This is a genomic window from Pilimelia anulata (genome assembly GCF_014647895.1).
Lineage (GTDB): Bacteria > Actinomycetota > Actinomycetes > Mycobacteriales > Micromonosporaceae > Pilimelia > Pilimelia anulata.
In genome coordinates, this window is the sequence record NZ_BMQB01000008.1 from 60,315 (window position 1) to 86,222 (window position 25,908).

Below are 25,908 nucleotides of genomic sequence, written 5' to 3' on the forward strand. Positions count from 1 at the left end.
CGAGCACACCGGTGCGGGGCCCGCAGCCCGTTTCGCGGGCGCCGGGCCGGCGCCCGCCCGCGGTCAGTAGCGGCGGACCACCGCCGCCGCGCCGCCGCCGCGCCGGGTGGGCTCGGCGACCGCCTGGAGCGCCCCGCGCGGGCCGAAGCCGATCGCGGTGGCCGCGCCGATCTCGTCCCGCCGGGCGAACGTGTGGCCGAGCGCCGTCAGCCCCACCGCCTCCGGCAGCGCCAGGAAGCCCGCCTCGGCCTCGACCTTCTCGGTGTTGCGCTGGGTGGCCCGCGGGGCGGCGAGCGCCGCCGGCAGGGTCATCCCCAGCTCCAGCCGGTTCAGCAGGATATGCAGCACCGTCGTGATGATCGTCGACCCGCCGGGGGTGCCCAGCGCCAGGACCGGCTTGCCGTCGGCGAGCAGGATCGTCGGGGACATCGAGCTGCGCGGCCGCTTGCCCGGTCCGGGCAGGTTCGGGTCCCGGGCGGTGCCCTGGCTCGGGGCGAAGCTGAAGTCGGTCAGCTCGTTGTTCAGCAGGAAGCCGCGGCCGGGTACGACCATCGCGTTGCCGCCGGTCTCCTCGATGGTGAGGGTGTAGGCGACGACGTTGCCCCACTTGTCGGCGACGGTGAGGTGGGTGGTGCTCTCCCCGCCCTCGATCGGCGAGCCGCCGGGCGCGGCCTTCGGGCAGGCACCCGGGGCGGCCGGGTCGCCGGGGGCGACGGGCTTGGGCAGGGCCCGGGCCGGGTCGACCAGGCAGGCGCGGCGGGCCGCGTACGGGTCCGTGAGCAGCGCCTTGGCGGTGGCCTTGGGCACGCCGTCGCCGAGGTACCGGTTGCGGTCGGCGAAGGCCAGGGCGCTGGCCTCCAGGTACCGGTGCAGCGCCTGCGTGCGGGGCAGCCCGGCGAACCTCGTGGTCTCCAGGATGTTCAGCGCCTCGCCGACGGCGACGCCGCCGCTGGAGGGCAGGGCCATGCCGTACACGTCGAGGTCGCGGTACCGGGTGTAGGTCGGGCCGGGCCAGCGCAGCCGGTACCCGGCCAGGTCGGCGGCGGTCAGCGCGCCGGGCCGGATCGCGTACGGCCAGGCCGGCCGGTCGGCCGCCAGCGGCGGCCGCGCCACGGTGGCGGCGATGTCGGCGGCGATCGGGCCGCGGTAGAACGCGTCGGTGCCATCGGCGGCGATGCTGCGGTACGTGCGGGCCAGGTCCGGGTTGCGGAACGTGCTGCCGACGGCCGGCGGGGCGCCGCCCGGCAGGTACAGCGCCCGGGTCGGGGTGAACTGGGCGAACGCGTCGGCGTTCTGGGCGACCTGGGCCCGGAACGTGGGGTCGACGGCGAAGCCGGCGTCGGCGACGTCGGCGGCCGGGCGCAGCGTGTCGGCCAGCGAGCGGGTGCCCCACCGCTTCAGCGCGTCGCGCCAGACGTGCAGGGTGCCCGGTACGCCGACCGAGCGCCCGCTGACCCGGGCCTCGGGGAAGGCCAGCGGCTTGCCGGCGTCGTCCTGGAGCAGCTTCTCGGTAGTGGCGGCCGGCGCGGTCTCCCGGCCGTCGATGCTCTGCAGCTTCCCGGATTTCGCGTCGTAGTACAGCAGGAAGCCGCCGCCGCCGATGCCGGCGGAGAAGGGCTCGGTCACGCCGAGCGCCGCCGCGGCGGCGATGGCGGCGTCGACGGCGTTGCCGCCGTCGCGCAGCACCCGCAGGCCGACGGCGGTGGCGGTCGGGTCGACGGTCGAGATGGCGCCGCCGGTGCCCTCGGCGACGGGGTCCCGCGGCGGGTCCGCGGCCGCGGCCGGGGCGGGGGTGGCGAGGCCGAGGAGCAGGGCGGCGCCGCCGGCCGCGGCGGTGGCGCGGCGCGCGGCGGTGCGGATGCTGCCCGGGGCGATCGGGACGGGAGCGACGAGTCGTCGCATTCTGCCTCCTCATCGTGGTTGCGGTCGGAACCTGCCTACCCGTCCCGATCGACGGGGGCAAGCGTGCCCGGTGTGCCGGGAGGGGTGGCGCCGGGTGTCGGCGGCGGCGCGCCGCCCGGGGAGTTCTCAGGCCGGGGTGCCGGGGTGCCGATGCCGGAGGGGTGGAGGACCGTACGCACCGACCCTCGTGAGGAGCACTGTGCAGCTCAACCCCGCCGTCCTGCCGCCCGCGGCCGAGCGCCTGCCGCACCGGCCGGCGATCGGTGCCGGCCGGGTCGCGATCGGCCTGGGCCTGTTCGGGCTGGCGCTGCTGCCGGTGTTCGCCGGCCGCCTCGGCGGGCCGGTCGGCCAGCTCCACCTCTTCTGGACCTCCATCGCCGTCCTCGACCTGATCGCCGCCGTCGCGGCCCGCCGGGTCGCGCAGCGGCTGGCCGCGCCGCACATGCGCCGGTTCTGGTCGGCGGTGGCGTTCGCGTCGCTGCTGTTCACCGTCGGCGACGTCGGCTACGCCCTCGGCAACCTGGGCCACGCGGGGTCACTGGGCGAGGCGCTGGTCGTCGTCCGCAACCTGACCCTGGTGATCGGCTGCGCGGCGGTGCTGGTGGCGCTGCTGCGGTACCCGTCCAGCCGGCGCACCGTGCGCGAGCGGGTGGGCTTCTGGCTGGACACCGGGACGGTGCTGGTCGGGGCGGCGGTGTTCCGCTGGTACCTCGGCGTCGCCCCGGACGCCGGCGGCCGGGAGATCGGCATCGCCGTGCTGACCGCCATCGTGCTGATGGTGGCCGCCTTCGCCGGCGCCCGGCTGATCGTCAGCGACGACCCGCCGGTCGGCCGCTGGCCCGCCACGCTGCTGATCGGCGCCACCGCCGGCGAGGTGCTGTGCGACGCCGTCCTGCCGTTCCCGACGCTGGCCACGGCCGGGTCGTACGGGCCGCTGATGCTGGTCCGGATGCTGCCGGCGCTGGCCGTCGCCATCGCCGCGACGCTGCAACTGCGGCTGCTGCGGTACGGGCGGCCGAGTGCGGGCCGGTTGCGGCCGCGCCGGGCGTACAGCGTGCTGCCGTACGTCATGGTCGCCGCCGTGTTCACCCTGCTGCTGTGGAACCTGCCGATCGTGGACAGCCGGGCGCTCGGCGTGCTCACCGGCGCGGTCGGGATCGTCGCGCTGGTGCTGGTCCGGCAGCTCGTGGCGTTCAACGAGAACCACCGGCTGCTGCGCCGGGTCGACGAGAGCCTGGCCGACGTGCAGCGGCACGAGCAGCGGCTGCGGGCGCTGCTGCGGCACTCCTCCGACGTCACGTCGATCATCGACGCGAACTCCCGGTACGCCTACGTCAGCCCGTCCATCGCCCGGGTGCTCGGGCACCCGCCGGAGGCGGTCACCGGGCAGCACTCGACGGCGTTCATCCACCCGGACGACCGGGTGGAATTGCAGCCGCTGATGTACGAGCTGCTGGCCTCGCCCGGCCACACGGTGACGTACCAGGCCCGGTACCGGCACGCCGACGACTCGTGGCGCTGGCTCGAAGTGATCATGACGAACCTCATCGACCAGCCGGACGTCGGCGGCCTGGTGAGCAACGCCCGCGAGGTCACCCGGGCCCGCGAGCTGCAGGACCGGCTCCGGCACGAGGCGTCGCACGACCCGCTGACCCAGCTCGCCAACCGGGCGCTGTTCACCGACCGGCTCACCCGGATGCTGCACGAGTGGACGCCCGGCGTCTCCTCGGTGACCGTCCTGGTCATCGACCTCGACGACTTCAAGCGGATCAACGACAGCCTCGGCCACCACGCCGGGGACGAGGCGCTGATGGCGCTGTCGGACCTGGTCCGGGCGGCGATCCGGCACATCGACGTGGGCGCCCGGCTGGGCGGCGACGAGTTCGCCATCCTGCTGCCGGACACCACGCCCGGCGAGGCCACCCTGGTGGCCCAGCGGCTGCTGGAGTCGCTGGAGCGGCCGGTGCTGGTCGGCGGGCGGATGCTGCGGCTGCAGGCCAGCGTCGGCATCGCCGCCGCCGGCGACCGCGACCCGGTCGCGCTGCTGCGGGCGGCCGACGCCGCCATGTACGCGGCCAAGCAGCAGGGCAAGAACCGGTACGTGATCCACGACCCGTGGACCGCCGCGGCCGCCGACCGGGCGGTCGAACGGTGACCGCGCTGCGCGCCGTGCTCGGCCGGCTGCCCCTGCTGCTCGCCCTCGCGGGCGGGGTGGCCGGGCTGGCCTGGCTGGCGCTCGGCGCGGCCGGCGTGGTGCTGCCGGTGCTGGCCGGATTCGCCCCGACGGTGCTCGCCGTCGGGGCCGCCGCCGTCGAATGCTGGCGGGCCGCGCTGGCCCACCGGCTGCCCGAGGCGCGGCGGTACTGGCTGCGGTTCGCCGGCACGATCACGCTGCTGACCGCCGGCGGGATCGCCAACGCCGTGCACACCCTGACCGCCCCGACCGCGCACGCCGGCCAGCGGGCCGGGGTGTCGGTGTTCGCCTGGTACGCCGCCGCGCTGCTGGTGCTGCTGTGGGCCCTGCTGCGGCTGCCCAGCCGCACCGAGATGACCCGGCAGGCGCGGCTGCGCTTCGCGATGGACGCCGGGATCGTGCTGATCACCGCGGGCGTGTTCGTCTGGTACTTCTCGTTCCGGCACTTCCAGCAGTGGGACGTGCGGCCCGGCAACGCCGGCCCGGCCCTGGCCATCGTCGTGCTCGGCTTCATCGGCGCGTTCGCCTTCCTCAAGATCAGCCTGCTCGGCGCCGGCGCGGTCGACCCGGTCGCGATGCGGCTGCTCGCCCTCGCCGCCGCGGTCGGCGCCGGCGCGGGCGCGCTGTCGCCGCTGTTCGCCGGCCGGCCCAACCTGGTCCCGTCCGTGCTGGCCCTGCCGCCGGTGGCGATCCTGGTGGCGCTCGCCGCCGACCGGCAGCGCCGCCGGCCCGCCGAACCGCCGCCGGCCGGGCGGGCGCGGCGGCCGTTCAGCACCCTGCCGTACCTGGCCGTGGGCGCCCTGGACACCCTGCTCGTGGTCACCTCGTGGGGCGGCCGGACGCCCGGCCTGGTCGTCGCCGTGGCCGCCGTCGTGCTCACCGCCGTGGTCGTGCTGCGGCAGATCACCGCGCTGCGGGAGAACGGCAGCCTGCTGCGCCGGGTCGACCACACCGTCCGCGAGCTGCGCGACGCCCAGGCCCAGCTCGCCCACCAGGCGCAGCACGACAGCCTGACCGGGCTGGGCAACCGGCGGCTGTTCGAGGAGCGGCTGGCGCTGGTCGAGGGCGACGGCACCGCGGCGAGCGTGGTGCTGATCGACCTGGACGACTTCAAGGTGATCAACGACCGGCTCGGCCACGCCACCGGCGACGCGCTGCTGGTCAGCATCGCCGACCGGCTGCGCGGCTGCCTGCGCGCCACCGACACCGTCACCCGGCTCGGCGGCGACGAGTTCGCGCTGATCCTGCCCGGCGTCACCGCCGGCGGGGCGGCCGAGCTGCTGGACCGGATCACCGACGCGCTGGACCGGCCGATGTCGGTCAACGGGTTCGACCTGCTGGTGACGTCCAGCATCGGCATCGCCGACACCGCGCCCGGCCTGTCCCCCAACGAGCTGCTGCGCCGCGCCGACCTGGCGATGTACGCGGCGAAGTCCGGCGGCAAGGGCCGGCACCGCCGGTACGACGTGGGCCTCGACGACGTCGCGGCGACCGACGCGCAGCTCGGCGCCGACCTGCGCCGGGCGCTGGCCGCCGCCGAGTTCACCCTGCTGTTCCAGCCGATCGTCCGGCTGCCCGACGGGATGATCGTCGGCGCCGAGGCGCTGGTCCGCTGGCAGCACCCCGAGCGCGGGCTGGTCCGGCCGGACCAGTTCATCGCCGCCGCCGAGCGCACCGGCCTGATCGTCCCGCTGGGCGAGTGGGTGCTGCGCGAGGCGTGCCGGCACGCCGCCGGCTGGCAGGTGCGCGACGGCGCCACCCAGCCGTGGACGGTCAGCGTGAACATCTCCGCCCGGCAGTTGCGCGAGCCCGAGATCGCCCGGACCGTCGAGGACGCGCTGCGCACCAGCGGCCTGACCCCGGACCGGCTGATGATCGAGGTCACCGAGACGGCCGTGTTCGACAACAGCGCCGCGGTCGACGCGCTGGACAAGATCTCCGCGCTGGGCGTGTCCGTGGCGCTGGACGACTTCGGCACCGGCCACTCGTCGCTGGGCCTGCTGCGCTCCACCCCGGTGGACGTGCTCAAGGTGGACAAGACGTTCGTCGACGGGGTGCCCGGCAACGAGCAGGAGACGATCATCGCCACCGCCATGCTCCAGATCGCCGACGGGCTCAAGCTCGGCACGATCGCCGAGGGCGTGGAGAGCGGCAAGCAGGCCGAGCAGCTCCACCGGCTCGGCTACCGGTACGCCCAGGGCTTCCACTTCGCCCGCCCGATGGCCCCGGCCGACGTCGGCGCCCGGCTCGGCGCGGCGGCCGGCGCGGGGACCGTGACCTGGCGGCTACTCCGGGGCGTCGAGCCGGAGCCGCACCGCGCGCAGTAGCTCGTCCCGGCTGAACGGCTTGGCCAGCAGCACCTGGTCGCCCTCCAGCGTGCCGCGCGAGGCGAGCACCGGGCGGGCGTAGCCGGAGACGTACAGCACCCGGGTGCCCGGCCGGCTCACCTCCAGCCGGGCGGCCAGCTCGCGGCCCTGCATGCCGGGCATCACCACGTCGCTGACCAGGAGCTGGATCGGGCCGGGGTGCTGCCGGGCCTCCTCCAGCGCGGACCGGCCGTCGGCGGCGAGCAGGACCTCGTACCCGGCGCTGCGCAGCGTCCGGGCGGCCACGCCGCGCAGCGCGGCCTCGTCCTCGACCAGCAGGATCGTCTCGCCGCGCGCGGCCACCGGCGCCGCCTCGACCGCGGGCGCCGCGGGCGGGCGGACCGGCAGCAGCACCACGATCGTCGTACCGGCGCCGACCGCGGACTCGATCCGCACGTCCCCGCCGGCCTGGGTGACGATGCCGTACACCGTGGCCAGGCCCAGCCCGGTGCCCTCGCCGCGCGGCTTGGTGGTGAAGAACGGCTCGAACGCCCGGTCCCGGATCTCCTGCGGCATCCCCGAGCCGGTGTCGGTGACCCGCAGCCGGACGTACTCCCCCGGCGCCGGGCCGCCCGGCTCGGCGCCCGGCGGCGCCACGACCGTGTCGGTGGACAGGGTCAGCGTCCCGCCGCCGGGCATCGCGTCCCGGGCGTTCACGGCCAGGTTCACCAGGAGCTGCTGGAGCTGGCCGCGGTCGGCGGTCACCGGCGGCGGGGTGCCGCGGCGGCGGACCCGGACGGCGATGTGCTCGCCGACGGACCGGCGCAGCAGGTCCAGCAGGCCCTCGATCACCGCCGGCAGGTCCAGCGGCTCGGCCCGGACCGCCTCCCGCCGGGCGAACGACAGCAACTGGTGGGTCAGCTCGCTGGCCCGCTGCGCCGCCCCTACCACCTGCTGCGCGTCGGCGGCGATCGCGGCCGGGTCGCCGCCGGTGCTGGCCTGCTCGATGACGAACTCGCCGTAGCTGAGGATCACCCCGACCAGGTTGTTGAAGTCGTGCGCCACCCCGCCGGCGAGCTGGCCGAGGCTCTCCCACCGCTGGGCGCGCTGGAGCTGGGCGTCGAGCCGGTCCCGCTCGGCGATCGCCCGCAGCCGCTGCTCCTCGGCCCGGGCCCGCAGCCGGTCGGTGATGTCGCGCAGCGCGGCGCAGCGCAGCGGCCCCTCGTCGGTGTCGGTGACGCTCAGCGTCAGCTCCACCGGCACCGCCCCGCCGTCGCGGCGGATCGCCCGGCTGACCACCGGGGCGTCCGCCTCGCCGCCGACCAGGCCGCCGGGGACGAGGGTGTCCACGTCCCGGTCCAGCAGGTCCGGCAGCGGGCGGTCGAACAGCCGCTCGGCCCGGCTGTTGGCCAGCACCACCCGGCCGCGCCGGTCGACGGCGATGATCGCGTCCGGGGCGGCGTCGAGGACCGCGCTCAGCCGGGCCTCGGCCCGCTCGCTGTCGCTGATGTCCCGGGCGATGGTGGTGACGCCGACGATCGTGCCGCGGCTGTCGGTCAGCGGGGACACCGCCAGCGACACGGTCAGGTGCCGGTCGCGCCGGCTGAACCGGGCCCGGAACCGGTCGATCCGCGCGCCGCCGGCGACCCGGCGGACCAGCTCGCCGATGTCCGCCCGCTGGTCGGCCGGGACGAGCACGTCCGCGGAGCGGCCGATCACCTCGTGGGCGCGGTAGCCGTACAGCCGCTCGGCGCCGGGGTTCCAGCTCAGGATCGTCAGGTCGAGGCTGAGCGCGACGATCGCGTCGTGCGAGGAGCGGACGATCGACGCGAGCAGTTCCCGGTCGGCCGGGTCCGGTTCGGGTGCGGGCACCGGGCGCCTAGCCGGCGGCCCGGCCGCGCAGCAACGGCAGGACGTCGTCGCGGTACCGGCGCAGGAACGCGCGCTGGTCCGGGCCGGGCGCGTGGAAGACGAGGTGCCGGAAGCCCAGGTCGAGGTACCGGCCGATCGCCGCGGCGTGCGCCGCCGGGTCGGCGGAGACGATCCACCGGCTCGCCGCCCGCTCCTCGGACAGCGCGTCGGCGCGCCGCTCCAGCTCGGCCGGGTCGTCCACGCCGGTCTTCTCCTCGGGCGTCAGGGCGAGCGCCGCCCAGTGCCGGGTGGCGGCCCGCGCGGCGGCGGGGTCGGGGTCGAACGAGACCTTGACCTCGATCATGAGGTCGGCCGGCGGGGCGCCCGGCGGGCGGGCGGCGGCGTGCGCGGGCAGCAGGGTGTCCCGGTACAGCGCGTCGCCCTTGCCCGAGGTGCAGATCAGGCCGTCGCCGTGCGCGCCGGCCAGCCGGGCGGCGCGCGGCCCGCCCGCGGCCAGGTACAGCGGCACGGGGGTGTCCGGGCGGTCGTAGATGGTGGCGCGGCTGGTCCGGTAGTACGCGCCGGCGAAGTCGACCCGCTCCTCGGTCCACAGCCGGCGGATCAGCGCGACGGCCTCGGCCAGCCGGTCCAGCCGCTCGCGCGGGGCGGGCCAGGCGGCGCCCAGCGGCGCCTCGTTGAGCGACTCGCCGGAGCCGAGGCCGAGGACCACCCGGCCCGGCGCCAGGCAGCCGAGGGTGGCGAACGCCTGGGCGATCACCGCCGGGTGGTACCGGAAGGTGGGCGTGAGCACGCTGGTGCCCACGACCACCCGCTCGGTCCGGGCGACCAGGGCCCCCAGCCAGGGCAGGGCGGCGGGGGCGTGCCCGCCGGTGTGCCGCCACGGCTGGAGGTGGTCGCTGACGAACACCGAGTCGAAGCCGCACGCCTCGGCGGCGACGGCGAGGTCCAGCAGCTCGACCGGCGCGAACTGCTCGGCGCTGGCCTTGTAGCCGAACCGGATCGGCGGCATCCGCTGGCCCTTACGCCCCGGCCACCAGCTCGGCGAGCTGCACCGCGTTGAGCGCGGCGCCCTTGCGCAGGTTGTCGCCGCTGCAGAACAGGGCGAGGCCGTGCTCGACGGTCTCGTCGGCGCGGATCCGGCCGACGTACGTCGGGTCCTGGCCGGCGGCGCGCAGCGGGGTCGGCACGTCGACCAGCTCGACGCCGGGGGCCGCGGCCAGCAGGGCGGCGGCCCGCTGCGGGGCGATCGGCCGGGCGAACCGGGCGTTGATCTGGAGGCTGTGGCCGGTGAACACGGGCACCCGGACGCAGGTGCCGGAGACCCGCAGGTCCGGGATCTCCAGGATCTTGCGCGACTCGTCGCGCAGCTTGCGCTCCTCGGAGGTCTCGTTGGAGCCGTCGTCGAGGACGCTGCCGGCCAGCGGCAGCGCGTTGAAGGCGACGGTGTCGCCGAACGCCCGCGGCTCGGGGAAGTCGACAGCGGTACCGGAGAAGGCCAGCGCGCTGGCCCCGTCGCCGGCCTTGGCGACCTGGTCGGCCAGCTCGGCCACGCCGGCGAGCCCGGCGCCGGAGACGGCCTGGTACGTGGCCACCACCAGCGCGGTCAGCCCCGCCTCGGCGTGCAGCGGCCGGAGCACCGGCATGGCCGCCATCGTGGTGCAGTTGGGGTTGGCGATGATGCCCTTGGGCCGGTGCGCGACGGCGTGCGGGTTGACCTCGGCGACGACCAGCGGGACGTCCGGGTCCATCCGCCAGGCCGACGAGTTGTCGATCACGACGGCGCCGGCGGCGGCGACCCGCGGGGCCAGCTCGCGGGAGGTGGAGCCGCCCGCGGAGAACAGGGCGATGTCCAGGCCGGCGTAGTCGGCGGTCGCGGCGTCCTCCACCGTGACCTCGCCGTCCTTCCAGGGCAGGGTGCGACCGGCCGAGCGGGCCGAGGCGAACACCCGGAGCTGGCTGACGGGGAAGTTGCGGTCGGCCAGGAGCTGGCGCATGACCGCGCCGACCTGACCGGTGGCGCCGACGATACCGATTCTCATGCCGCTCAGGCTACCGAATGCGAGCCGGGATTGATCGATGGATATTCGTCACTGCGGCGGGTTCAGCGGCAGCCGGACGACGAACTCCGCGCCCCGGGCGGCGTCGTCGGCCAGCGCGATGCTGCCGCCGTGCCGCTCCACGATGACCCTGGTCAGGGCCAGGCCGAGGCCGGTGCCGGGAATGCCGCGTTCGTGCGCGGTCGCCCCGCGGAAGAACCGGTGGAACAGCTTGTCCCGCTCCGCCGCGGGTACGCCCAGGCCCTCGTCGGCGACCGTCAGCTCGGCGATGTCGTCGTGCCGGTGCAGCCGGACCCGGACCTCGCCGCCCTCCGGGCTGTACTTGACGGCGTTGGAGAGCAGGTTGTCGACGACCTGGCCGAGCCGCATCCGGTCGCCGGTCAGCGGCAGGTGCTCGGGCAGCTCGCCGCGCAGCCGGACCCGCCCGTCGGCCGGCGCCCGCTCGGCCAGCCGCCGCTCGACCAGCTCGGCCAGGTCCACCGGGGCCCAGATGAGGCTGATGTGCCCGGACTCCAGGCCGGCGAGGTCGAGCAGGTCCTCGACGATGCCGCGCAGGGTGGCGGCGTTGCTCTCGATCCGGCCGAGCAGGGCGATCCGCTGGTCGGCCAGGTCGGCGTCGCCCTCGCGGAGCAGCTCGGCCAGGGACGCGATCGCGGTCAGCGGGGTGCGCAGGGCGTGGCCGGCGAGCGCGATGAACTCGTCCCGGGTCCGGCTCAGCTCCTCGGCCAGCGCGGCGGCCCGGCGCTGCTCGAGGTAGTGGGCGACCTGCTCGGCGACGCTGTCCAGCAGCTCCCGGGCGCCGTCGGCGCGGGCGCCGCGGGTGCGCAGGCTGCCGAACCGGTGGCCGCCGAGCGCCACCGGCGTGACCTCGGCGGCGCCGGCCGGGTCGGCGGGCGGCTGGCCGTCGGCGGGCGCCGGCCAGCGGGCGGCCCGGCGGGTCCGGCCGCCGACGGCGTCGTCCAGCCACAGTTCGGCGCCGGTGGCGTCGAGGGCGGCCCCGAGCGCGGCGAGGATCGCGGCGTACACCCGGTCGGGGGCGGCGCCGGGTACGGCCACGGCCCGGGCCACGGCCAGCTCCGCCTCGCGCAGCCGGCGCCGGCGCCGGGCGTCGGTGACGTCGTGCACGGCGACGATCGCCCCGGCCGGGCGGCCGTCGGCGTGCCGGAGCGGGAGGCCGTTGATCGACCAGGTGCGCGCGGTGCCCGACGGCGGCCGGTACAGCACCCGGGCGTCGCGCACCCGCTCCCCGCCGTACGCCCGGGCGAGCGGGGTGTCGCCGACCCGCAGCGGGTGGCCGGCGGCGTCGCACAGCCAGGGCAGCACGTGGTCGGCGTCGGCGCGGACCGAGGCCGGCATGCCCGGCAGGGCGCGCAGGGCCTCGTCGGCCAGCTCGATCGTCCCGTCCGCGTTGCACGAGATGATCATGATGTTCTCCACGCTCTCCAGCAGGCCGGACAGCAGCAGCGGGGCCCGCCGGCCGAGGTCCGGGGTGCGGGCGGCGCTGACCATGCCGGCGATGTCGCGCAGCGTGGTGTAGTCGGCGGGCTGCCAGGCGCGCGGGTGCAGGTCGAGGGCGGCGACGACGCCGACGGGGCGGCCGTCCGGGTCGGGGATGTCCACGCCGAGGAAGGCGTGCACGTCGCCGGGGGCGGCGGCCCGGGTGTCGCGCAGCTCGTACGGCTCGCCGGTGTCCCGGACCAGCTCCACGTACGGCAGGGCGCTGTCCAGCACGTCGTCGTCCGGCCGCGCCCGGGCGGCCCAGCGGTCCCGGACGGCGAGGTGGTCCCCCGCGGCGAGCCAGACGGCGGCCAGCGGCGCCCCGGTGGCCAGGGCGGCGAGCCGGGCCCAGCCGCGGGCGGCGTCGCGCGGGAGCCCGCGCCCGGCCGCGTCCGGCTGCTGGGCGACGGCGGTCGCGGTGACACCCCGCGGTTCAGTCATGGGCACCTTCGCGGAGAAGCGGGTTCGCCGGTCGCGGTCCGCCCCGCGGCGGGTCGCGCTGGCCCGGCGAGCGGGCGGCGCCGGCGAGCGTCGGCCGGATTCGCCGGCAGGATCCTGACTTTACCTTTCTACATGATTCGTGCCTTTTTCTTCCCGAATGACGGGCCGGAAAGGGATGGTTTACCGCCTTTCTACTCCGGCGCCCTCGGGCCGGCCCGAGGGACAACCCACCTGCACCCGGAGTGCACCGCGGGCTCGGGCGCAGCGAACCGATGGTCAGGGGACCCCCTGTGTGCCGAGTCGAGAGGTCCCCGCATGACCAGCCGGAAGTCGATCGGTACCGCCTGCGCGCTCGTCGCCATGGTCAGCTCCCTCGTCGTCATCCCGACGCCGGCCGCCGCCGCCCCCGTGGCCGGGCGGGTCGCCGTCGCCGGCGGCGTCACCATGCGCAAGGGCGCCAGCACGAAGACCGCCGCCGCCGGCCACCTGCGCAACGGCGCCCGGATGACCATCCGCTGCGCCGTCTCCGGCCAGACCGTCAAGGGCAGCGTCCGCCGCTCCCGGGCGTGGGCCAGGCTGGCCAACGGGGCGTACGTGTCGATGGCCAACGTCCGGTACAGCACGTGGCCGCGCACCTGCGCCAAGTCGGTCAGCGGCCGGGCCGTCCGGGTGTACGCCGGGGCGGTCGTCAGCGCCGACGGCGGCGTGCGGCTGCGCACCGGCCCGTCGACCCGGTTCCCGATCGTGGCCAGCGTGCTCAACCGGACCAAGCTGCGGCTGACCTGCGCCGCCACCGGCGAGCGGATCACCGGCACCCGGGGCACCACGACCCAGTGGGACAAGCTCGCCGACGGCCGGTGGATCTCGCACGCGTACGTCAGCGCCGGCCGCCTGCCGCGCTGCGCCTCGGTGCCGAAGCCGCCGGCGGTGCTGACCAACGCGCAGTTCATCAAGCTCGCCGGGCCCGGCGCGCAGCGCGGCTGGCGCGAGTACGGGGTGCCGCCGTCGGTGACCATCGGCCAGGCCATCCTGGAGTCCGGCTGGGGCCGCAGCGCGCTCGCCGCCGTGCACCACAACTACTTCGGCATCAAGTGCAACGGCAAGGGCCCGCTGGCCAGCGGCTGCTACAGCTACCAGACGTTCGAGTGCAGCAGCAACGGCAACTGCTTCGACATGAGCGACTCGTTCCGCACGTACCGGGCGCCGGCCAACTCGTTCCGGGACCACGGGCTGTTCCTGCGGTCGAACTCGCGGTACAAGGGCGCGTTCACGTACACCCGCTCGTCGAACCAGTTCCTGTACCGGATCTGGAAGGCCGGGTACGCCACCGACCCGCAGTACTACGCGAAGGTGACGGCGCTGATGAAGTCGCACAACCTGTACAAGTACGACACCTGGCGCTGAACCGGGCCGGTCAGCCGCCGCCGAGCAGGTGGGCGTTGACCGCCCGCACCGCGGCCCCCAGGGCCGGCCGGTGCCGGACGGCCAGGCCCGCCGCGCGCAGGTCGGCGGCGCCGGTGCACGGCGCCAGGTCGGGCGGCTCGGCCAGCGCGTAGACGACCGCGGCGGCGCCGCTGTCGATGATCAGCGCGGTACAGCTCCGCGGGCGCGACCGGCGATGGGTGCACGGCTCCAGCGAGCTGTAGACGGTCGCGCCGGCGGCGGCGCCCGGCGGCAGGGCCGCCAGGGCGGCCTCCTCGGCGTGCACGGCCGGGTCCCCGCCCTGGCGGGAGTGGCCGCGGGCCAGGACGGTGCCGTCGGGGGCGACCACCAGGGCGCCGACGGAGTACGCCGTCGGGCTGGGCGGGCAGCGCCGGGACAGCGCCACCGCCTCGGCCAGCCACCGGTCGTCGTCCGCCGGCGGGGGTGCCTCCTCGGTCATCCCGCCAGGCTACCCACGGGGTCCCCGCGGCCGGCGACGCACGGGTCCGGACCTCTCGCGGCGCACGGGTCCGGGCGACGCACGGGCCAGGGCGACGCACGGGCCAGAGCGGCACACAGGCCAGAGCGGCACACGGGTCCGGACGGCGCGCTGCGCACGGGTCCGGGCATTTCGGCGGCGGTGGCCGACCGGGCGCGCGGCGGTCGGGGCGGGCCGGGGCCGGACAGCGCACCGCCCCGCGACCGGGGGGCGCGGGGCGGTGGCTCGGGGCGGGCGGCGCGGCGGCCGGCCGCGGTCAGTGCTGCGGGGTGGCCAGTTCGGTGTCCAGCAGGCGGAGCAGCTCGTCGGCGTGCAGGGCCGCGATCGGGGCGACCAGGTCCGGGTGCCGGAGCAGGACGGCGGCGCGCAGGTCCTGCTCGTCCGGCGCCAGCAGCCGGCGGAACCGGGCGGCCAGGCCGCGCGAGCCGGCCCGCTGGCCCAGCGTCGCCACGGCGGCGTCGGCCAGGGCGGGGTCGGTCAGCAGGTTGCCGGCCCAGCTCGCGGCCACCTCGTCGACCCAGGTGCGCCACTGCTCGGGCTCGGCCAGCGGGGCCGCGCCGAAGATCCAGTCCAGGTGGTCGGCGCCGCCGGGCCCGGCGATCGTGAGCAGCTCGGCGTCGATCGTCGTCGGGTACCGCAGCCAGGCGGCGACCGTGACGGCCTGCCGGGCCTGCAACTCGACCAGGGCGCTGCTGAAGGCGCCCGGCCAGGGGGCGGGGAACGAGTGCGCCAGCCAGCGGGCCGTCGCGGAGACGACCGGGGCCAGTTCGACCGGCATGGTGGCGGACACAGCGTGCTCCCCTGTTTTCGGCGGGCCACCGCGGCCCGGGTACGGGGATACGGGCCGCCACGGAGGCAGCCCGTATCTCGTCACCCGGTCCCATCGGCGGCCCGGCCGGCCACCTGAGCACCCGGTCAGGCGTCCGGTGTCGCCCCGCTCACACCGCCGTGCGGGGTGTGGTCGGCGGGGATGACCCCGAGCCGCCCGGCCCGGTAGTCCTCGAACGCCCGCACCAGCTCGGCCTTCGTGTTCATGACGAACGGCCCGTAGGCGGCCACCGGCTCCCGGATCGGGCGGCCGCCGAGCAGCAGCACGTCCAGGTGCGGGTACCGGGCCTCCTGCCGGTCGTCGGCCCGCAGCCGCAGCGCCGACCCGGCGCCGTGCACCGCGAGCTGGCCGGCGCCGATCGGCCGGGCGTCCGGGCCGACCGCGCCGCGGCCGGCGAGCACGTAGGCCAGCGCGTTGAAGTCGGCCGACCACGGGACCGTCAGCTCCGCGCCGGGCGCGATCGTGGCGTGCACGAGCGTGATCGGGGTGTGCGTCACGCCCGGCCCGCCGTGCCCGGCCAGCTCGCCGGCGATGATCCGCAGCAGCGCGCCGCCGTCGGCGCCGGCCAGCAGCGACACCCGGCCGCCGGCGATGCTCTGGTACCGCGGCGGGGACATCTTCAGCTCCCGCGGCAGGTTCACCCAGAGCTGGATGCCGTGGAACAGGCCGCCGCTGGCCACCAGGTGCTCCGGCGGGGTCTCGATGTGCTGGAGGCCGCTGCCGGCGGTCATCCACTGGGTGTCGCCGTCCGAGATCAGCCCGCCGCCGCCGTTGGTGTCGCGGTGCGCGAACTGGCCGTCGATCATGTACGTCACGGTCTCGAAGCCGCGGTGCGGGTGCCAGGGGGTGCCCTTGGGCTCGCCCGGGGCGTACTCGACCTCGCCCATCTGGTCCATGTGGATGAACGGGTCCAGCGCGGCGAGGTCCACGCCGGCGAACGCCCGCCGGACCGGGAAGCCCTCGCCCTCGAACCCCTGCGGCGCGGTGGTCACCGAGGTCACGGGGCGGACCGCGGCGCCGGTCGCCTCGGGCAGCCGGGGCACGGTACGGATGTCCTGAACGGTCACGGCCGGCATGGCTTTCCTCCTCGACTCGACTCCAACGCCTCCCCGAACGATACTTGCTTCGACAATATTCCGCAGATTCACTGCCGCGGGCGGCGGCCGGGGGCGGGCGTCGACGGAGGGTGGTGGGCGGGGCGGTCGGGCGGGGGGCGTACGGTGGCCCGCGATGGTTCTCGTCGCTCGGCGCCGGTGCGGCGCCGCCCTCGTGCTCGCCGCGGCGCTGCTGCTCGCGGGCGGCTGCACCCAGCGGCCGACCTTCGTCCCGGCGGCCGGGACCCCCACGCCGTCGGCCGGCGCTCCCGGCCCCGGTGCCGGGCCGACGCCGGGTCCCGGGCCGACGCCGGGCGCCACGCCCACGGCGAGCGCACCGGCCGCGGTGCGGTACGCGTTCCCGGTCCGCGGCCCGGCCTCCTACGCCCGGACCCACCACGACTACCCCGCCGCCGACATCATGGCGCCGTGCGGCGCCGCCGCGCTGGCCCCGGTCGACGGCGAGGTGCTCGAGGTGAGCCGGGTCGACCGGTACCGGCGCGCCGTCGACGACGGGGCCACCCGCGGCGGCCTGTCGATCTCCATCCTGGGCCGCGACGGCGCCCGGTACTACGGCTCGCACTACGCCGCCATCGATCCGGCGGTCGCGCCCGGCCGCCCGGTGCGGGCGGGGCAGCGGATCGCCGCGGTGGGCCGGACCGGGGACGCGAGCGCCTGCCACATCCACTTCGGCCTGTCCCCGGCGTGCGCCCGGACGGGCGACTGGTGGCTGCGGCGCGGGGCGATCTGGCCGGCGGACTACCTGGACGCCTGGCGGGCCGGGCGCCCGCTGTCGCCGGCCCGCGAACTGCGCGCCTGGCGCCGCACCCACGGCTGCCCCCGCGCCTGACCGCCCGATCGGGACAGCGGGCCGCCGGCGCGGCCGGGCCCGGCCCGCGCCCGCCGCCGGACACCCGCACCCGCGGGGCGAGCGCGGGCGCGGGATCGGCGACGGGCGGGCCGTCAGGTGGCGCGGGCCAGGCTGACGCCGAACAGGCCCTCGGGGTCGGTCCACCAGTGTTCGAGGGCGAACCCGTGCGCGGCCAGCTCCGCCGCGATCCGCTCCCGCCGGAACTTCGCCGACACCTCGGTGCCCAGGTCCTCGCCCGCCGCGAACTCGACCGTCAGGTCCAGCGCGGGCAGCCGGACCCGCATCGCCCGGCTCGCCCGCAGCCGCATCTCGATCCACTCGCGCTCGGCGTTCCAGTGCGCGACGTGCGCGAAGGCCGCCGGGTCGAAGTCGGCGCCCAGCTCCCGGTTCAGCACGCGCAGGACGTTGCGGTTGAAGTCGGCGGTCACCCCGGCCGCGTCGTCGTACGCCGGGACCAGCACCGACGGGTCCTTCACCAGGTCGGTGCCGAGCAGCAGCCACTCCCCCGGCTCCAGGACGGCGCGCAGCGAGTCCAGCAGCGCCGCCCGCTCCTCGGGCAGCAGGTTGCCGATCGTCCCGCCGAGGAAGGCCACCAGCCGGCCGCCGCCGGGCGGGATGCTGCCCAGGTGCCGGGTGAAGTCCCCGACGATGCCCTGGACCTGGAGGCTCGGGTACTCCCGGGCGATCGCCGCGGCCGAGTCGGTCAGCGCGGCCGCGGACACGTCGAACGGGACGAACGCCGCGAGGCTGCCCTCGTCGTGCAGCGCGGACAGCAGCAGCCGGGTCTTCTCCGACGCCCCCGAGCCCAGCTCGACGAGCGTCTTGGCCCTGGCGATCGCCGCGATGGAGCGGGCCTGCTCGCGCAGGACCGCCCGCTCGGCCCGGGTCGGGTAGTACTCGGGCAGCCGGGTGATCTCCTCGAACAGCTCGCTGCCCCGGGCGTCGTAGAACCACTTCGGGGTCAGCCACTTCGGCGTGGCGGTGAGGCCGGCGCGCACGTCGGCCCGGAGCGCGCGCGCTAGGTCGTCATCGTGGAGCAGGTGCTTGAGCGGCGCGGGCGTCATCGGGCCTCCTGGTCTATCGGCGTACTGCTGATCAGTGAATCGTGTTTCACGGTGCCGGGTGTGGCCTCCACCAATCGGCCGTCGCCGACCGGCTGCCAGGCCGGGTCGGCGTCCAGCGGTTCGGAGGCGAGCGTGGTACTGCCGGCCGCCACCCGGTACCACAGGGAGTGGCCGAGCGTGCTGGCCACGGCCACGGCGGGCCCGACCAGCAGCAGGTTGAGCCGGGCCGCGGGCACCGCCGCGGCGGCCCGGCGCACGGTGTCGGCGACGGCGGCCGCCGGGGTGGCGCCGGCGGCCAGGGCGTGCCGGACCAGCGCCCACAGCAGCGCGGCGTCGCTGGGGGCGTCGAGCAGCAGCAGTTCCCGGACGGGCAGGGTCGCGGCCAGCGGGGCGAGGCTGTCCGGCCAGCCGGGGACGACGCCGTTGTGGCTGAACAGCCACCGCCCGTCGGTGAACGGCGCCGCCGCGGTCTCCACGCACGGCATCCCCACGGTCGCCGACCGGACGGCGGCGAGCAGGCTGCCCGCCGTCGTCGCCGCGGCGAGCGCGGGCAGCGAGGCGTCGGCCCAGATCGGGCAGTCCCGGCGGTACCGGACGGCCGGGCCGCCGCCGGGCGGGAACCAGCCGACGCCGAACCCGTCGGCGTTGATCGTCCCGCCGCCGCGCATGTCGGTCGGCGCCCAGGACTGGCGGACGAGCGCGTGCGGGTCGTCGAACAGCGGACCGGCGAGCGGCATGGGCGGCCCCAGCCTGGCCAGATGGCGGCACATCGGGTCAGCGCACCTCGCCGGGGCGGGGGTCGCGGGCGCAGCGGAAGCCGCTGAAGATCTGCCGGCGGATCGGGTGGTCCCAGTTGCGGAACGTCCCGCGGCAGGCCAGCGCGTCGGTGGCGAAGGCGCCGCCGCGCAGGACCCGGTACCGGGGGCCGAAGAAGACCTCCGAGTACTCCCGGTACGGGAAGGGGGCGAAGCCGGGGTACGGGGCGAACGTGCTCGCCGTCCACTCCCACACGTCGCCGACGAGCTGGTGCACGCCGGCCGGCGAGGCGCCCTCGGGGTACGCGCCGACCGGCGCCGGGCCCAGGTGCCGCTGGCCGAGGTTCGCGTACCGGTCGGTCGGGGCGGCGTCGCCCCACGGGTACCGGCGGGACCGGCCGGTGGCCGGGTCGAACCGGGCGGCCTTCTCCCACTCGGCCTCGGTGGGCAGCCGCTTGCCCGCCCGGGCGGCGTACGCGTCGGCCTCGTGGGCGCAGACGTGCACGACCGGGGCGGCGGGGTCGAGCGGCTCGACCCGGCCGAACCGGCGCTGCGCCCAGCCGTCGCCGTCGCGGACCCAGTGCAGCGGGGCGGCCAGGCCGGCCTCGCGGCGGTGGGCCCAGCCGGCGGCGGTCCACCAGCGCGCGTCGGCGTACCCGCCGTCGGCGACGAACGCCGCGTACTCGGCGTTGGTGACCGGGTGCGCGTCCAGGAAGAACGCCGGCAGGTCGACCACGTGGGCGGGGCGCTCGTTGTCCAGCGCCCACGGCTCGGTGGAGGTGCCCATGGTGAACGCCCCGGCCGGGATCAGCACCTCGCCGGCCACCGCGGCGCGCGCCGGCGGGGGCGGCGGGGCGTCCAGCACCGGCGGGCCGGCGCGGAGCTGGTGGGTGGCCAGCATCGTCTCGGCGTGCTGCTGCTCGTGCTGGAGGATCATGCCGAAGCCGAACCCGTCGTCGTGCAGCCGGCTGCCGGTGAACGGCACCGCGTCGAGCAGGTCGAGCACCTTGCCGCGGACGCTGGCCGTGTAGGCGCGGGCCTCGGCCGGTTGCAGCAGCGGCAGCGCCGGCCGGTCCCTGCGGGCGTGCTTGAACGCGTCGTACAGCTCGTCGATGTCCGACCGCACCGCCGCCCGGGCGCCGAGGTCGCGGACGAGCCACAGCTCCTCCTGGTTGCCGATGTGCGCCAGGTCCCAGACCAGCGGCGACATCAGCGGCGAGTGCTGGGTGATCAGCTCCCCGTCGTCCACGGCGGTCAGGCCCAGGGTGCGGGCCCTCGTCCGGTCCAGGGCGGCGGCGACCGCCGCGCGCAGGCCGGCGTCGTCGCCGCGCAGCGCGACCGGGTCGACGATCGATCCGTTCATCCGGCACCCCCCGCCCCCGCCGTACCCAGTCGGGCGGCGATGCTCACCCGGGCCGCGGCGCGCCGCGGCTCCGGCAGGTCCAGCGCGGCCAGCCCGTCGATCGCGAGCGCCAGGACGGCGCGCGCGGCGGGCCCGACGACCGGGTCGGCGAGCCCGGCCCGGGCGGCCCGGCGCCAGCGGTCGGCGGCCGGCGCGCAGAGCCGGGCGGCCTCCGCCCGGATCGCCGGGGTGGCCAGCAGCGCGCACAGCGCCAGCACCGGCGGTGCCCAGGCGTCGGCGGGCTGCGCGTCGAGGTACCGGATCTCCAGGTACCCGCGCGGCCGGACCGGCGGGAACAGGGTGCTGAGGTGGTACTCCAGGTCGGCCGTGGTCGGCGGGCCGGGCAGCGCCCCCTCGATCCAGTCGGCGAACGTGGTGCCCGGCGGCGCGGTCCAGTCGCCGCCGGGGCGGCGCAGGCAGAGCAGCGGGGCGGCCAGGGCGTACGCCGCCCAGGCGGTCGCCGGCGGGACGTCCGCGGCGGCGACGGTCCAGACCGGGTCGGTCCGGCCGACGTCGATGTCCAGCCAGGCGCACATCCGGGCGGACGCCCGGCCGGTCGGGCGTCCGGCGTGCCGGTCGGCGGTGGCGAACGCGGCCAGCAGCGGCGGCCCGAGCAGGTGGGCCAGGCGCCACCGCTCGGCGGCCTCGGACCGGTCCCCGGCGTCCAGGCAGACCTGGAGGCCGGCCGTGCTGCGCATCATGATCCCGCCGGCCGGGCCGGAGCGGGCGTACGCGGCGGCCATCGCGTCGTACCGCGGCGAGGCGAGCACCGGGTGCGGCGGCCGGTGCGGGTCGAGCCCGGACCGGCCGAGGGCCAGCCCGTGCCGGCCGACCAGGTCGGCCAGGTGCGCCAGGTCGGCGTCGGTGGCGGCCAGCAGCTCGTCGAGGTCGGCGTACGGCGGGGTGGAGATCTCCACCTGCCCGCCCGGCTCGACGGTGACCCGGCCGCCGCGGGGCAGCGGCGCGGCCGGGCCGCCCAGGCCGGCGGGTGCGTGCGGGCCGAGCGCCGCCGTGAGCACCGCCGCGGTGAGCTGCCGGCACGGGTCGTCGGCGTGGTGCACGGTGAACTCCAGCTCCGCCCCCGTGCGGGTGGCCGCCCCGTACCGCAGCGCGCCGGCGGCCACGTACGCGCGGGCGCGGTCGACGGTGGTGAGCACCTCGGCCGGCGCCGCGCCGCGGGCGGGGCCGGCGGGCCGGGCGGTGGCCGGTGGCGGATGGTGGAGCATCCACGCGCCTTTCGTCCGGTTACGGGGGACCAGTACGAACGTACGGTGTTACGGGCGGACCGGTGCGCCGGATCAACCGCGCGCGGCCGGCGGGCGCGGTGGGGATGGGGCTCGGATTCGGGAAAGGGACCCGGATCAGGACAGGGTCCATCGGACAGGGAATGTGCGCACGCCCAGTGGTATGACCCTAGCCGGTACGACCGACATCGGCCCGCCGCTCGGCCCGGCCGGCCTCAGGGGCGGGCGTCGGCGTCCACGTGCCGGACCAGCGCGAGCTGGTCGCCGGACTCGATCCGGCTCGCCCGGCTGTCGTCCAGGCCGACCACCTGGCCGCGCCGGATCACCGCGATGACCAGGTCGGCCAGCTCCCGCGGCGGGCGGCCGACCTCCTCCCGGGTGGCCGAGCGCATGGCCAGGCTGATGCCCTCGCCGGGGGCGAGCAGGTCCTCGACGACGTCCAGCAGCGGCGGGGCCGAGCTGGACAGGCCGAGCAGCCGGCCGGCGGTCGCCGAGGAGACGATCACGTGGTGGGCGCCGCTCTGCCGCAGCAGCGGGGCGTTCTCCGCCTCCCGGACCGCGGCCACGATCCGGACCTTGCCCGCGGTGAGCTGGCGGGCGGTCAGCGCGACCAGCACGGCGGCGTCGTCCCGGTCGGTGGCGATCATGAGGGTGCGGGCGCCGGTCACGTTGGCCTCGACGAGCACGCCGGAGCGGGTGCCCGAGCCCTCGATCGCGACCAGGCCCGCGGCGGCCGCCTCGCGGACCCGGGACGGGTCCCGCTCGACGATGACGATCCGGTCGGCGGGGGTGCCGTTCTCCAGCAGGGCGCTGACGGCGCTGCGGCCCTTGGTGCCGTACCCGCAGATGATGACGTGGTCCTTCACGGTCTTCCTCCAGCGGTTCACCCGCAGGCCGCTGCGGTACTGCTCGGTGAGGATCTCCAGGGTCGTACCGACCAGGATGATCAGGAACACCACCCGGGCGGGGGTGATCAGCAGGACGTTGACCAGCCGGGCGTGCGGCGAGGCGGGGGTGATGTCGCCGTACCCGGTGGTGGAGAGCGAGACGACCGCGTAGTAGCACGCATCGAGCAGGGTGATGCCGTCCTCGTTGACGTCGCGGTACCCCGCCCGCCCCGCGTACACGACGCCCACGACGAGCAGGATCAGCGCGACGGCCGAGCCCAGCCGCGCCGCCAGCGCCACCAGCGGACGCTGGCGGCGCGGCGGCAGGTGAACGGCCCGGGTCGGGGCCGCGCTCGATTCCTCGGCGTCCACGCCGCCACCCTATGCGACACCCCCGCCCCCGCGGTGGTCGGACCGCGGGGGCGGGGTGCGCGCCGCGGCTCAGTCGCGGCCGGGGGCCGGGCCGTCGGTGAACAGGGCGCGGGCCAGGTCGGCGAGGTCGCCGGCCGCGTCCGCGCCGGAGCGGGCGTGCGGGATCCGGCCCGGCGCGGCGAGCACCGCGGCGGCGAGCGTGCGTCCGGCCGTCGCGTCGCGCCGCTCGGCGTCGAGCAGGTCCCGCTGTACCCGCGCGTCGGCCCGGGCCTCGGCGGCCCGCTCGTTGGCCTCGGCCGCGGCGAGCCGGGCGGCGGCGACCGCGCCGCGCTGGACGGTGACGCCGAAGAACGCGCCGACGGCGGCGAACACGACCGCCTCGAAGCCGGCCAGGAGGTAGACGAGGCGGTCCCAGTGCGGGTCGTCGCGCATGGTGGCCAGGACGATCAACGCGACGGCGAAGACGACGAGCAGGGCGAGCGCGACGATGGTCTGGAGCCGGTCCAGCCGGGCGCCGGGCGGGTTCGTCGGGGGCTTGTCCGGGGGATTCGGTACGGGCATCGGGGGCCTCCCTCACCGAGGATGTCCATCCACGGTAGAGCCCGGCCGCGGCCCGCGGAAGCGGGCCGCGGCGATCGACCGCCCTCAGTCCGGCGCCAGCCCGGCCAGCGCGTCGGGCAGCCCGGCGGCGTACAGCACGACCAGCCGGGCGGTGGCCCGGGTGAGCGCCACGTACAGGTCGCGCAGCCCGCGCGGCGAACCGGCGGCGATCGCGGCCGGCTCGACCAGCACCACCGCGTCGAACTCCAGGCCCTTGGCCCGGCCGACGGTGGCGATGGTGACCCGGGACCGCTCCGGGTGGGCGGCCCGGACGACCGGCGCGAGGGCGGCGTACCGGTCCTCGGGCAGCAGCACCCCGACGGTACCGGCGCCGACGGCCGCGCGCTCGGCGGCGACGGCCTCGACCAGCGCCGCGGGCAGCGCGGCCGGGTCGACCGGCAGCGCCCGCGGCGCCACCCCGGCGGACCGGACCGCCGTCGGCGCCGTGGCGGCCGGGTCGATCGCGGCGAGCACCCGGGCGGCCGGCGCCATCAGCTCGGCGGGGGTGCGGTAGCTGACGGTCAGCTCGGTCAGCCGCCACCGGTCGGCCAGGTACGGGCCCAGCGCGTCCGCCCAGGACGTCGCCCCGCCCCGGTGCCCGGTCTGGAACACGTCCCCGACGATCGTCATCGACCGGCTCGGGCAGCGGCGCATGAGCAGCCGCCAGTCCATCGCCGACAGCTCCTGCGCCTCGTCGACGATCACGTGCCCGTACGCCCACTCCCGGTCGGCCGCCGCCCGCTCGGCGGCGGTCCGGGCGTCGACGTCGACGTGCCGGGCGGCCAGCCGGTCGGCGTCGAGCAGGTCGGTGGCGGCGAGGATCTCGGGGTCGTCCTCGTCCTCGACGTCGATGGACGCCGACCCGCGGACGATCTCCAGCGCGCCCTCGGCGTACGCGACCGCCCGGCGCTGCGCGCGCGCCGCGGCCAGCCGCTCGGCCCGGTCGTCGGTGCCGAGCAGCTCGGCCGCCTCGTCCAGCAGCGGCACGTCGGCCGGGGTGTAGGCCGCGCCGTCGGGCCGGTGCAGCAGCCGGCGCTGGTCGGCGGTCAGGGCCGCGCCGGCGACCTCGATCCGGTCGGGGTCGCCGAGCAGCTCGGCGACGAGCCGCTCCGGGGTGAGGATCGGCCAGAGGGCGTCCAGCTCGGCCCGCAGGCCGGGGTCGCGGCGCAGGTCCCGGCGCAGGTCGGCGCGGTCGGCCTCGGTGAGCAGGTTGGCCCCGCCCAGCGGGTCGGCGCCGAGGGTGTCGGCGAGCGCGTCGGCCAGGGCGTGCGCCACCTCCAGGTCGAACAGCGGCCGGGCCGGGTTGTGCGGCTGCCCGGTGCGGCGCACCCGCTCCCGGGCGGCGGCGACCATGGCCGGGTGCAGCAGCACCGTCCCGTCCTCGGTCTCGATCGGGATCGGCTCGTCCGGTACCCGCTGCCGGTCGGCGACGGCGGCGGCGAGGACGCCGACCATCACCGGGTCGCCCTTGAGCGCCGCCACCGCCGGGTCCTCGGTGCGCCGGGTGGTGACGCCGGGGAACAGGTCGCCGGTGGTGCACAGCACCACGCCGGTCTCGGCCAGCGACGGCAGGACGTGGGCGATGTACCGCAGGAAGGTGGTGTTCGGCCCGACGATCAGCACCGCCCGGCTGCTCAGCTCGCGCCGGTGCGTGTACAGCAGGTACGCCGCCCGGTGCAGCGCCACCGCCGTCTTGCCCGTCCCCGGCCCGCCCTGCACGACCAGCGCCCCGGCCAGCGGCGCCCGGATGATCCGGTCCTGCTCGGCCTGGATGGTGGCGACGATGTCCCGCATCCGGCCCGACCGCGGGGCGGCCACGGCGGCGAGCAGGGCCGCCTCGCCGGTGATGTCGGCGGCCCGCTGGTCCCCCGCCCCGGCCAGGTCCAGCACCTCGTCGTCCACGCCGAGCACCCGCCGGCCGGCGGTGCGCAGGTGCCGGCGCCGGCGCACCCCGGCGGGCGCGGCCGCCGTGGCCAGGTAGAACGGCTGCGCGGCCGGGGCGCGCCAGTCGACCAGCAGCGGCGGCCCGTCGTCGGCGTCGGGGGCGCGCAGGCCGATCCGGCCGATGTACGTGGTGCCGCCGGCGGCGGCGTCCAGCCGGCCGAAGCACAGGCCGTCCTCGACCGCGCCGTACCGGGCCTCCTCGCCCCGGTGCCGGACCACCCGGCTCTCCCGCTCGGCGCGGATCGCCGGCGTGCCGCCGTCCTCGCGCAGCGCGGCGGCCAGCTCGGCGCCGGCGGCGGCGCGCAGGTCGTCCAGGCGCGCGTACAGCACGTCGAGGTGGCGCTGCTCGGCCGCGAGGTCCGCGGCGTCGGCGCGGCGGGGTTCGTCCAGTCGACTCGTTGACAATTCCTGCCCTGTCCGTTAAGCTGGAGGTAGAACGGATCGCGATAAGCGGTCCGTTCTTGTTTTGTGCGGCCCCGTGCTGCGTTTTGTGCGGACCATTCTGCCCGGCGGCCGCGATTCCCGCCCGGGTGGCCCACGATTCCGCCCCGGCGGCCGCGATCGGCCAATCGCCGACAATAGCGCTCGCGCGCGGCCCCTGCGCCCGATCGGGCACAACGTCCGTTTTCCGCCGGTCCAACCGGCGCGGCATCCCG

Annotated in this window: 19 protein-coding genes; 4 read left to right on the forward strand and 15 right to left on the reverse strand. The window is 76.9% G+C overall.

The window, feature by feature from the left end; translation table 11 throughout:
• Positions 1-63 precede the first annotated feature (63 nt).
• On the reverse strand, positions 64-1,902 hold the full coding sequence (gene ggt, locus IEY94_RS17465) for a gamma-glutamyltransferase (RefSeq protein ID WP_189171281.1): 1,839 nt from the start codon (positions 1,900-1,902) through the stop codon (positions 64-66).
• A 199-nt stretch (positions 1,903-2,101) separates the two neighbouring features.
• Between ggt and IEY94_RS17470 the strand changes: the two genes are divergently transcribed.
• On the forward strand, positions 2,102-4,057 hold the full coding sequence (locus tag IEY94_RS17470) for a sensor domain-containing diguanylate cyclase (RefSeq protein WP_189171282.1): 1,956 nt from the start codon (positions 2,102-2,104) through the stop codon (positions 4,055-4,057).
• A complete protein-coding gene (locus IEY94_RS17475; RefSeq protein WP_189171283.1) occupies positions 4,054-6,423 on the forward strand; it encodes a bifunctional diguanylate cyclase/phosphodiesterase in 2,370 nt (789 codons plus the stop codon). The genes IEY94_RS17470 and IEY94_RS17475 overlap by 4 nt, the downstream gene beginning before the upstream one ends.
• Here IEY94_RS17475 and IEY94_RS17480 read toward each other — a convergent pair.
• The 4 genes from IEY94_RS17480 to IEY94_RS17495 are packed head-to-tail and all read right to left on the reverse strand — an operon-like array spanning position 6,382 to position 12,269.
• Entirely contained in the window at positions 6,382-8,274 is a 1,893-nt protein-coding gene (locus IEY94_RS17480; RefSeq protein ID WP_189171284.1) for a hybrid sensor histidine kinase/response regulator, read from the reverse strand. The two genes, IEY94_RS17475 and IEY94_RS17480, sit on opposite strands and share 42 nt — an antisense overlap.
• Positions 8,275-8,281: 7 nt before the next feature.
• Positions 8,282-9,283 (reverse strand): glucose-6-phosphate dehydrogenase (coenzyme-F420), encoded by a 1,002-nt coding sequence (gene fgd / locus IEY94_RS17485; RefSeq protein WP_189171285.1) that lies wholly within the window; start codon positions 9,281-9,283, stop codon positions 8,282-8,284.
• A 10-nt stretch (positions 9,284-9,293) separates the two neighbouring features.
• Complete coding sequence (locus IEY94_RS17490; protein WP_189171286.1) at positions 9,294-10,313, reverse strand: aspartate-semialdehyde dehydrogenase; 1,020 nt, start codon at positions 10,311-10,313, stop codon at positions 9,294-9,296.
• Positions 10,314-10,361: 48 nt separating this feature from the next.
• Positions 10,362-12,269, reverse strand: coding sequence for a sensor histidine kinase (locus tag IEY94_RS17495; protein ID WP_189171287.1), 1,908 nt, complete (start codon positions 12,267-12,269; stop codon positions 10,362-10,364).
• Between the two features lie 315 nt (positions 12,270-12,584).
• Between IEY94_RS17495 and gsmA the strand changes: the two genes are divergently transcribed.
• Positions 12,585-13,673, forward strand: coding sequence for a sporangiospore maturation cell wall hydrolase GsmA (gene gsmA / locus IEY94_RS17500; RefSeq protein WP_189171288.1), 1,089 nt, complete (start codon positions 12,585-12,587; stop codon positions 13,671-13,673).
• A gap of 10 nt (positions 13,674-13,683) precedes the next feature.
• Here the strand turns inward: gsmA and IEY94_RS17505 are convergent, their stop codons facing one another.
• The 3 genes from IEY94_RS17505 to IEY94_RS17515 all read right to left on the reverse strand — a co-directional run bounded on the left by IEY94_RS17505 (position 13,684) and on the right by IEY94_RS17515 (position 16,095).
• Positions 13,684-14,151 (reverse strand): cytidine/deoxycytidylate deaminase family protein, encoded by a 468-nt coding sequence (locus IEY94_RS17505; protein WP_189171289.1) that lies wholly within the window; start codon positions 14,149-14,151, stop codon positions 13,684-13,686.
• A 295-nt stretch (positions 14,152-14,446) separates the two neighbouring features.
• Positions 14,447-14,980 carry a hypothetical protein gene (locus IEY94_RS17510; RefSeq protein WP_229784208.1) on the reverse strand — a complete coding sequence of 178 codons (534 nt, stop codon included), beginning with the start codon at positions 14,978-14,980 and terminating at the stop codon, positions 14,447-14,449.
• Between the two features lie 125 nt (positions 14,981-15,105).
• The gene (locus IEY94_RS17515; protein WP_189171290.1) at positions 15,106-16,095 is read right to left on the reverse strand and encodes a pirin family protein; all 990 of its coding nucleotides are present in this window, start codon (positions 16,093-16,095) and stop codon (positions 15,106-15,108) included.
• A 154-nt stretch (positions 16,096-16,249) separates the two neighbouring features.
• Here IEY94_RS17515 and IEY94_RS17520 point away from each other — a divergent pair, with 154 nt between their 5' ends.
• Positions 16,250-16,963, forward strand: coding sequence for a M23 family metallopeptidase (locus IEY94_RS17520; protein ID WP_189171291.1), 714 nt, complete (start codon positions 16,250-16,252; stop codon positions 16,961-16,963).
• A 113-nt stretch (positions 16,964-17,076) separates the two neighbouring features.
• Here the strand turns inward: IEY94_RS17520 and egtD are convergent, their stop codons facing one another.
• From egtD to IEY94_RS17555, 7 genes are all read right to left on the reverse strand, one after another.
• Positions 17,077-18,048: an L-histidine N(alpha)-methyltransferase gene (gene egtD / locus IEY94_RS17525; RefSeq protein WP_189171292.1), complete on the reverse strand. Its 972-nt coding sequence runs from the start codon at positions 18,046-18,048 to the stop codon at positions 17,077-17,079.
• On the reverse strand, positions 18,045-18,818 hold the full coding sequence (gene egtC / locus IEY94_RS17530; protein ID WP_189171293.1) for an ergothioneine biosynthesis protein EgtC: 774 nt from the start codon (positions 18,816-18,818) through the stop codon (positions 18,045-18,047). Before egtC ends, egtD begins: the two co-directional genes overlap by 4 nt.
• Positions 18,819-18,822: 4 nt before the next feature.
• Positions 18,823-20,166, reverse strand: a complete 1,344-nt coding sequence (gene egtB / locus IEY94_RS17535) for an ergothioneine biosynthesis protein EgtB (protein ID WP_189171294.1) — start codon at positions 20,164-20,166, stop codon at positions 18,823-18,825.
• Positions 20,163-21,431 (reverse strand): glutamate-cysteine ligase family protein, encoded by a 1,269-nt coding sequence (locus tag IEY94_RS17540; RefSeq protein WP_189171295.1) that lies wholly within the window; start codon positions 21,429-21,431, stop codon positions 20,163-20,165. Before IEY94_RS17540 ends, egtB begins: the two co-directional genes overlap by 4 nt.
• A gap of 233 nt (positions 21,432-21,664) precedes the next feature.
• On the reverse strand, positions 21,665-22,708 hold the full coding sequence (locus IEY94_RS17545) for a potassium channel family protein (protein WP_189171296.1): 1,044 nt from the start codon (positions 22,706-22,708) through the stop codon (positions 21,665-21,667).
• A gap of 69 nt (positions 22,709-22,777) precedes the next feature.
• Entirely contained in the window at positions 22,778-23,269 is a 492-nt protein-coding gene (locus IEY94_RS17550) for a hypothetical protein (protein WP_189171297.1), read from the reverse strand.
• Between the two features lie 84 nt (positions 23,270-23,353).
• Positions 23,354-25,657, reverse strand: a complete 2,304-nt coding sequence (locus IEY94_RS17555; protein ID WP_229784210.1) for a HelD family protein — start codon at positions 25,655-25,657, stop codon at positions 23,354-23,356.
• Positions 25,658-25,908 lie beyond the last annotated feature (251 nt).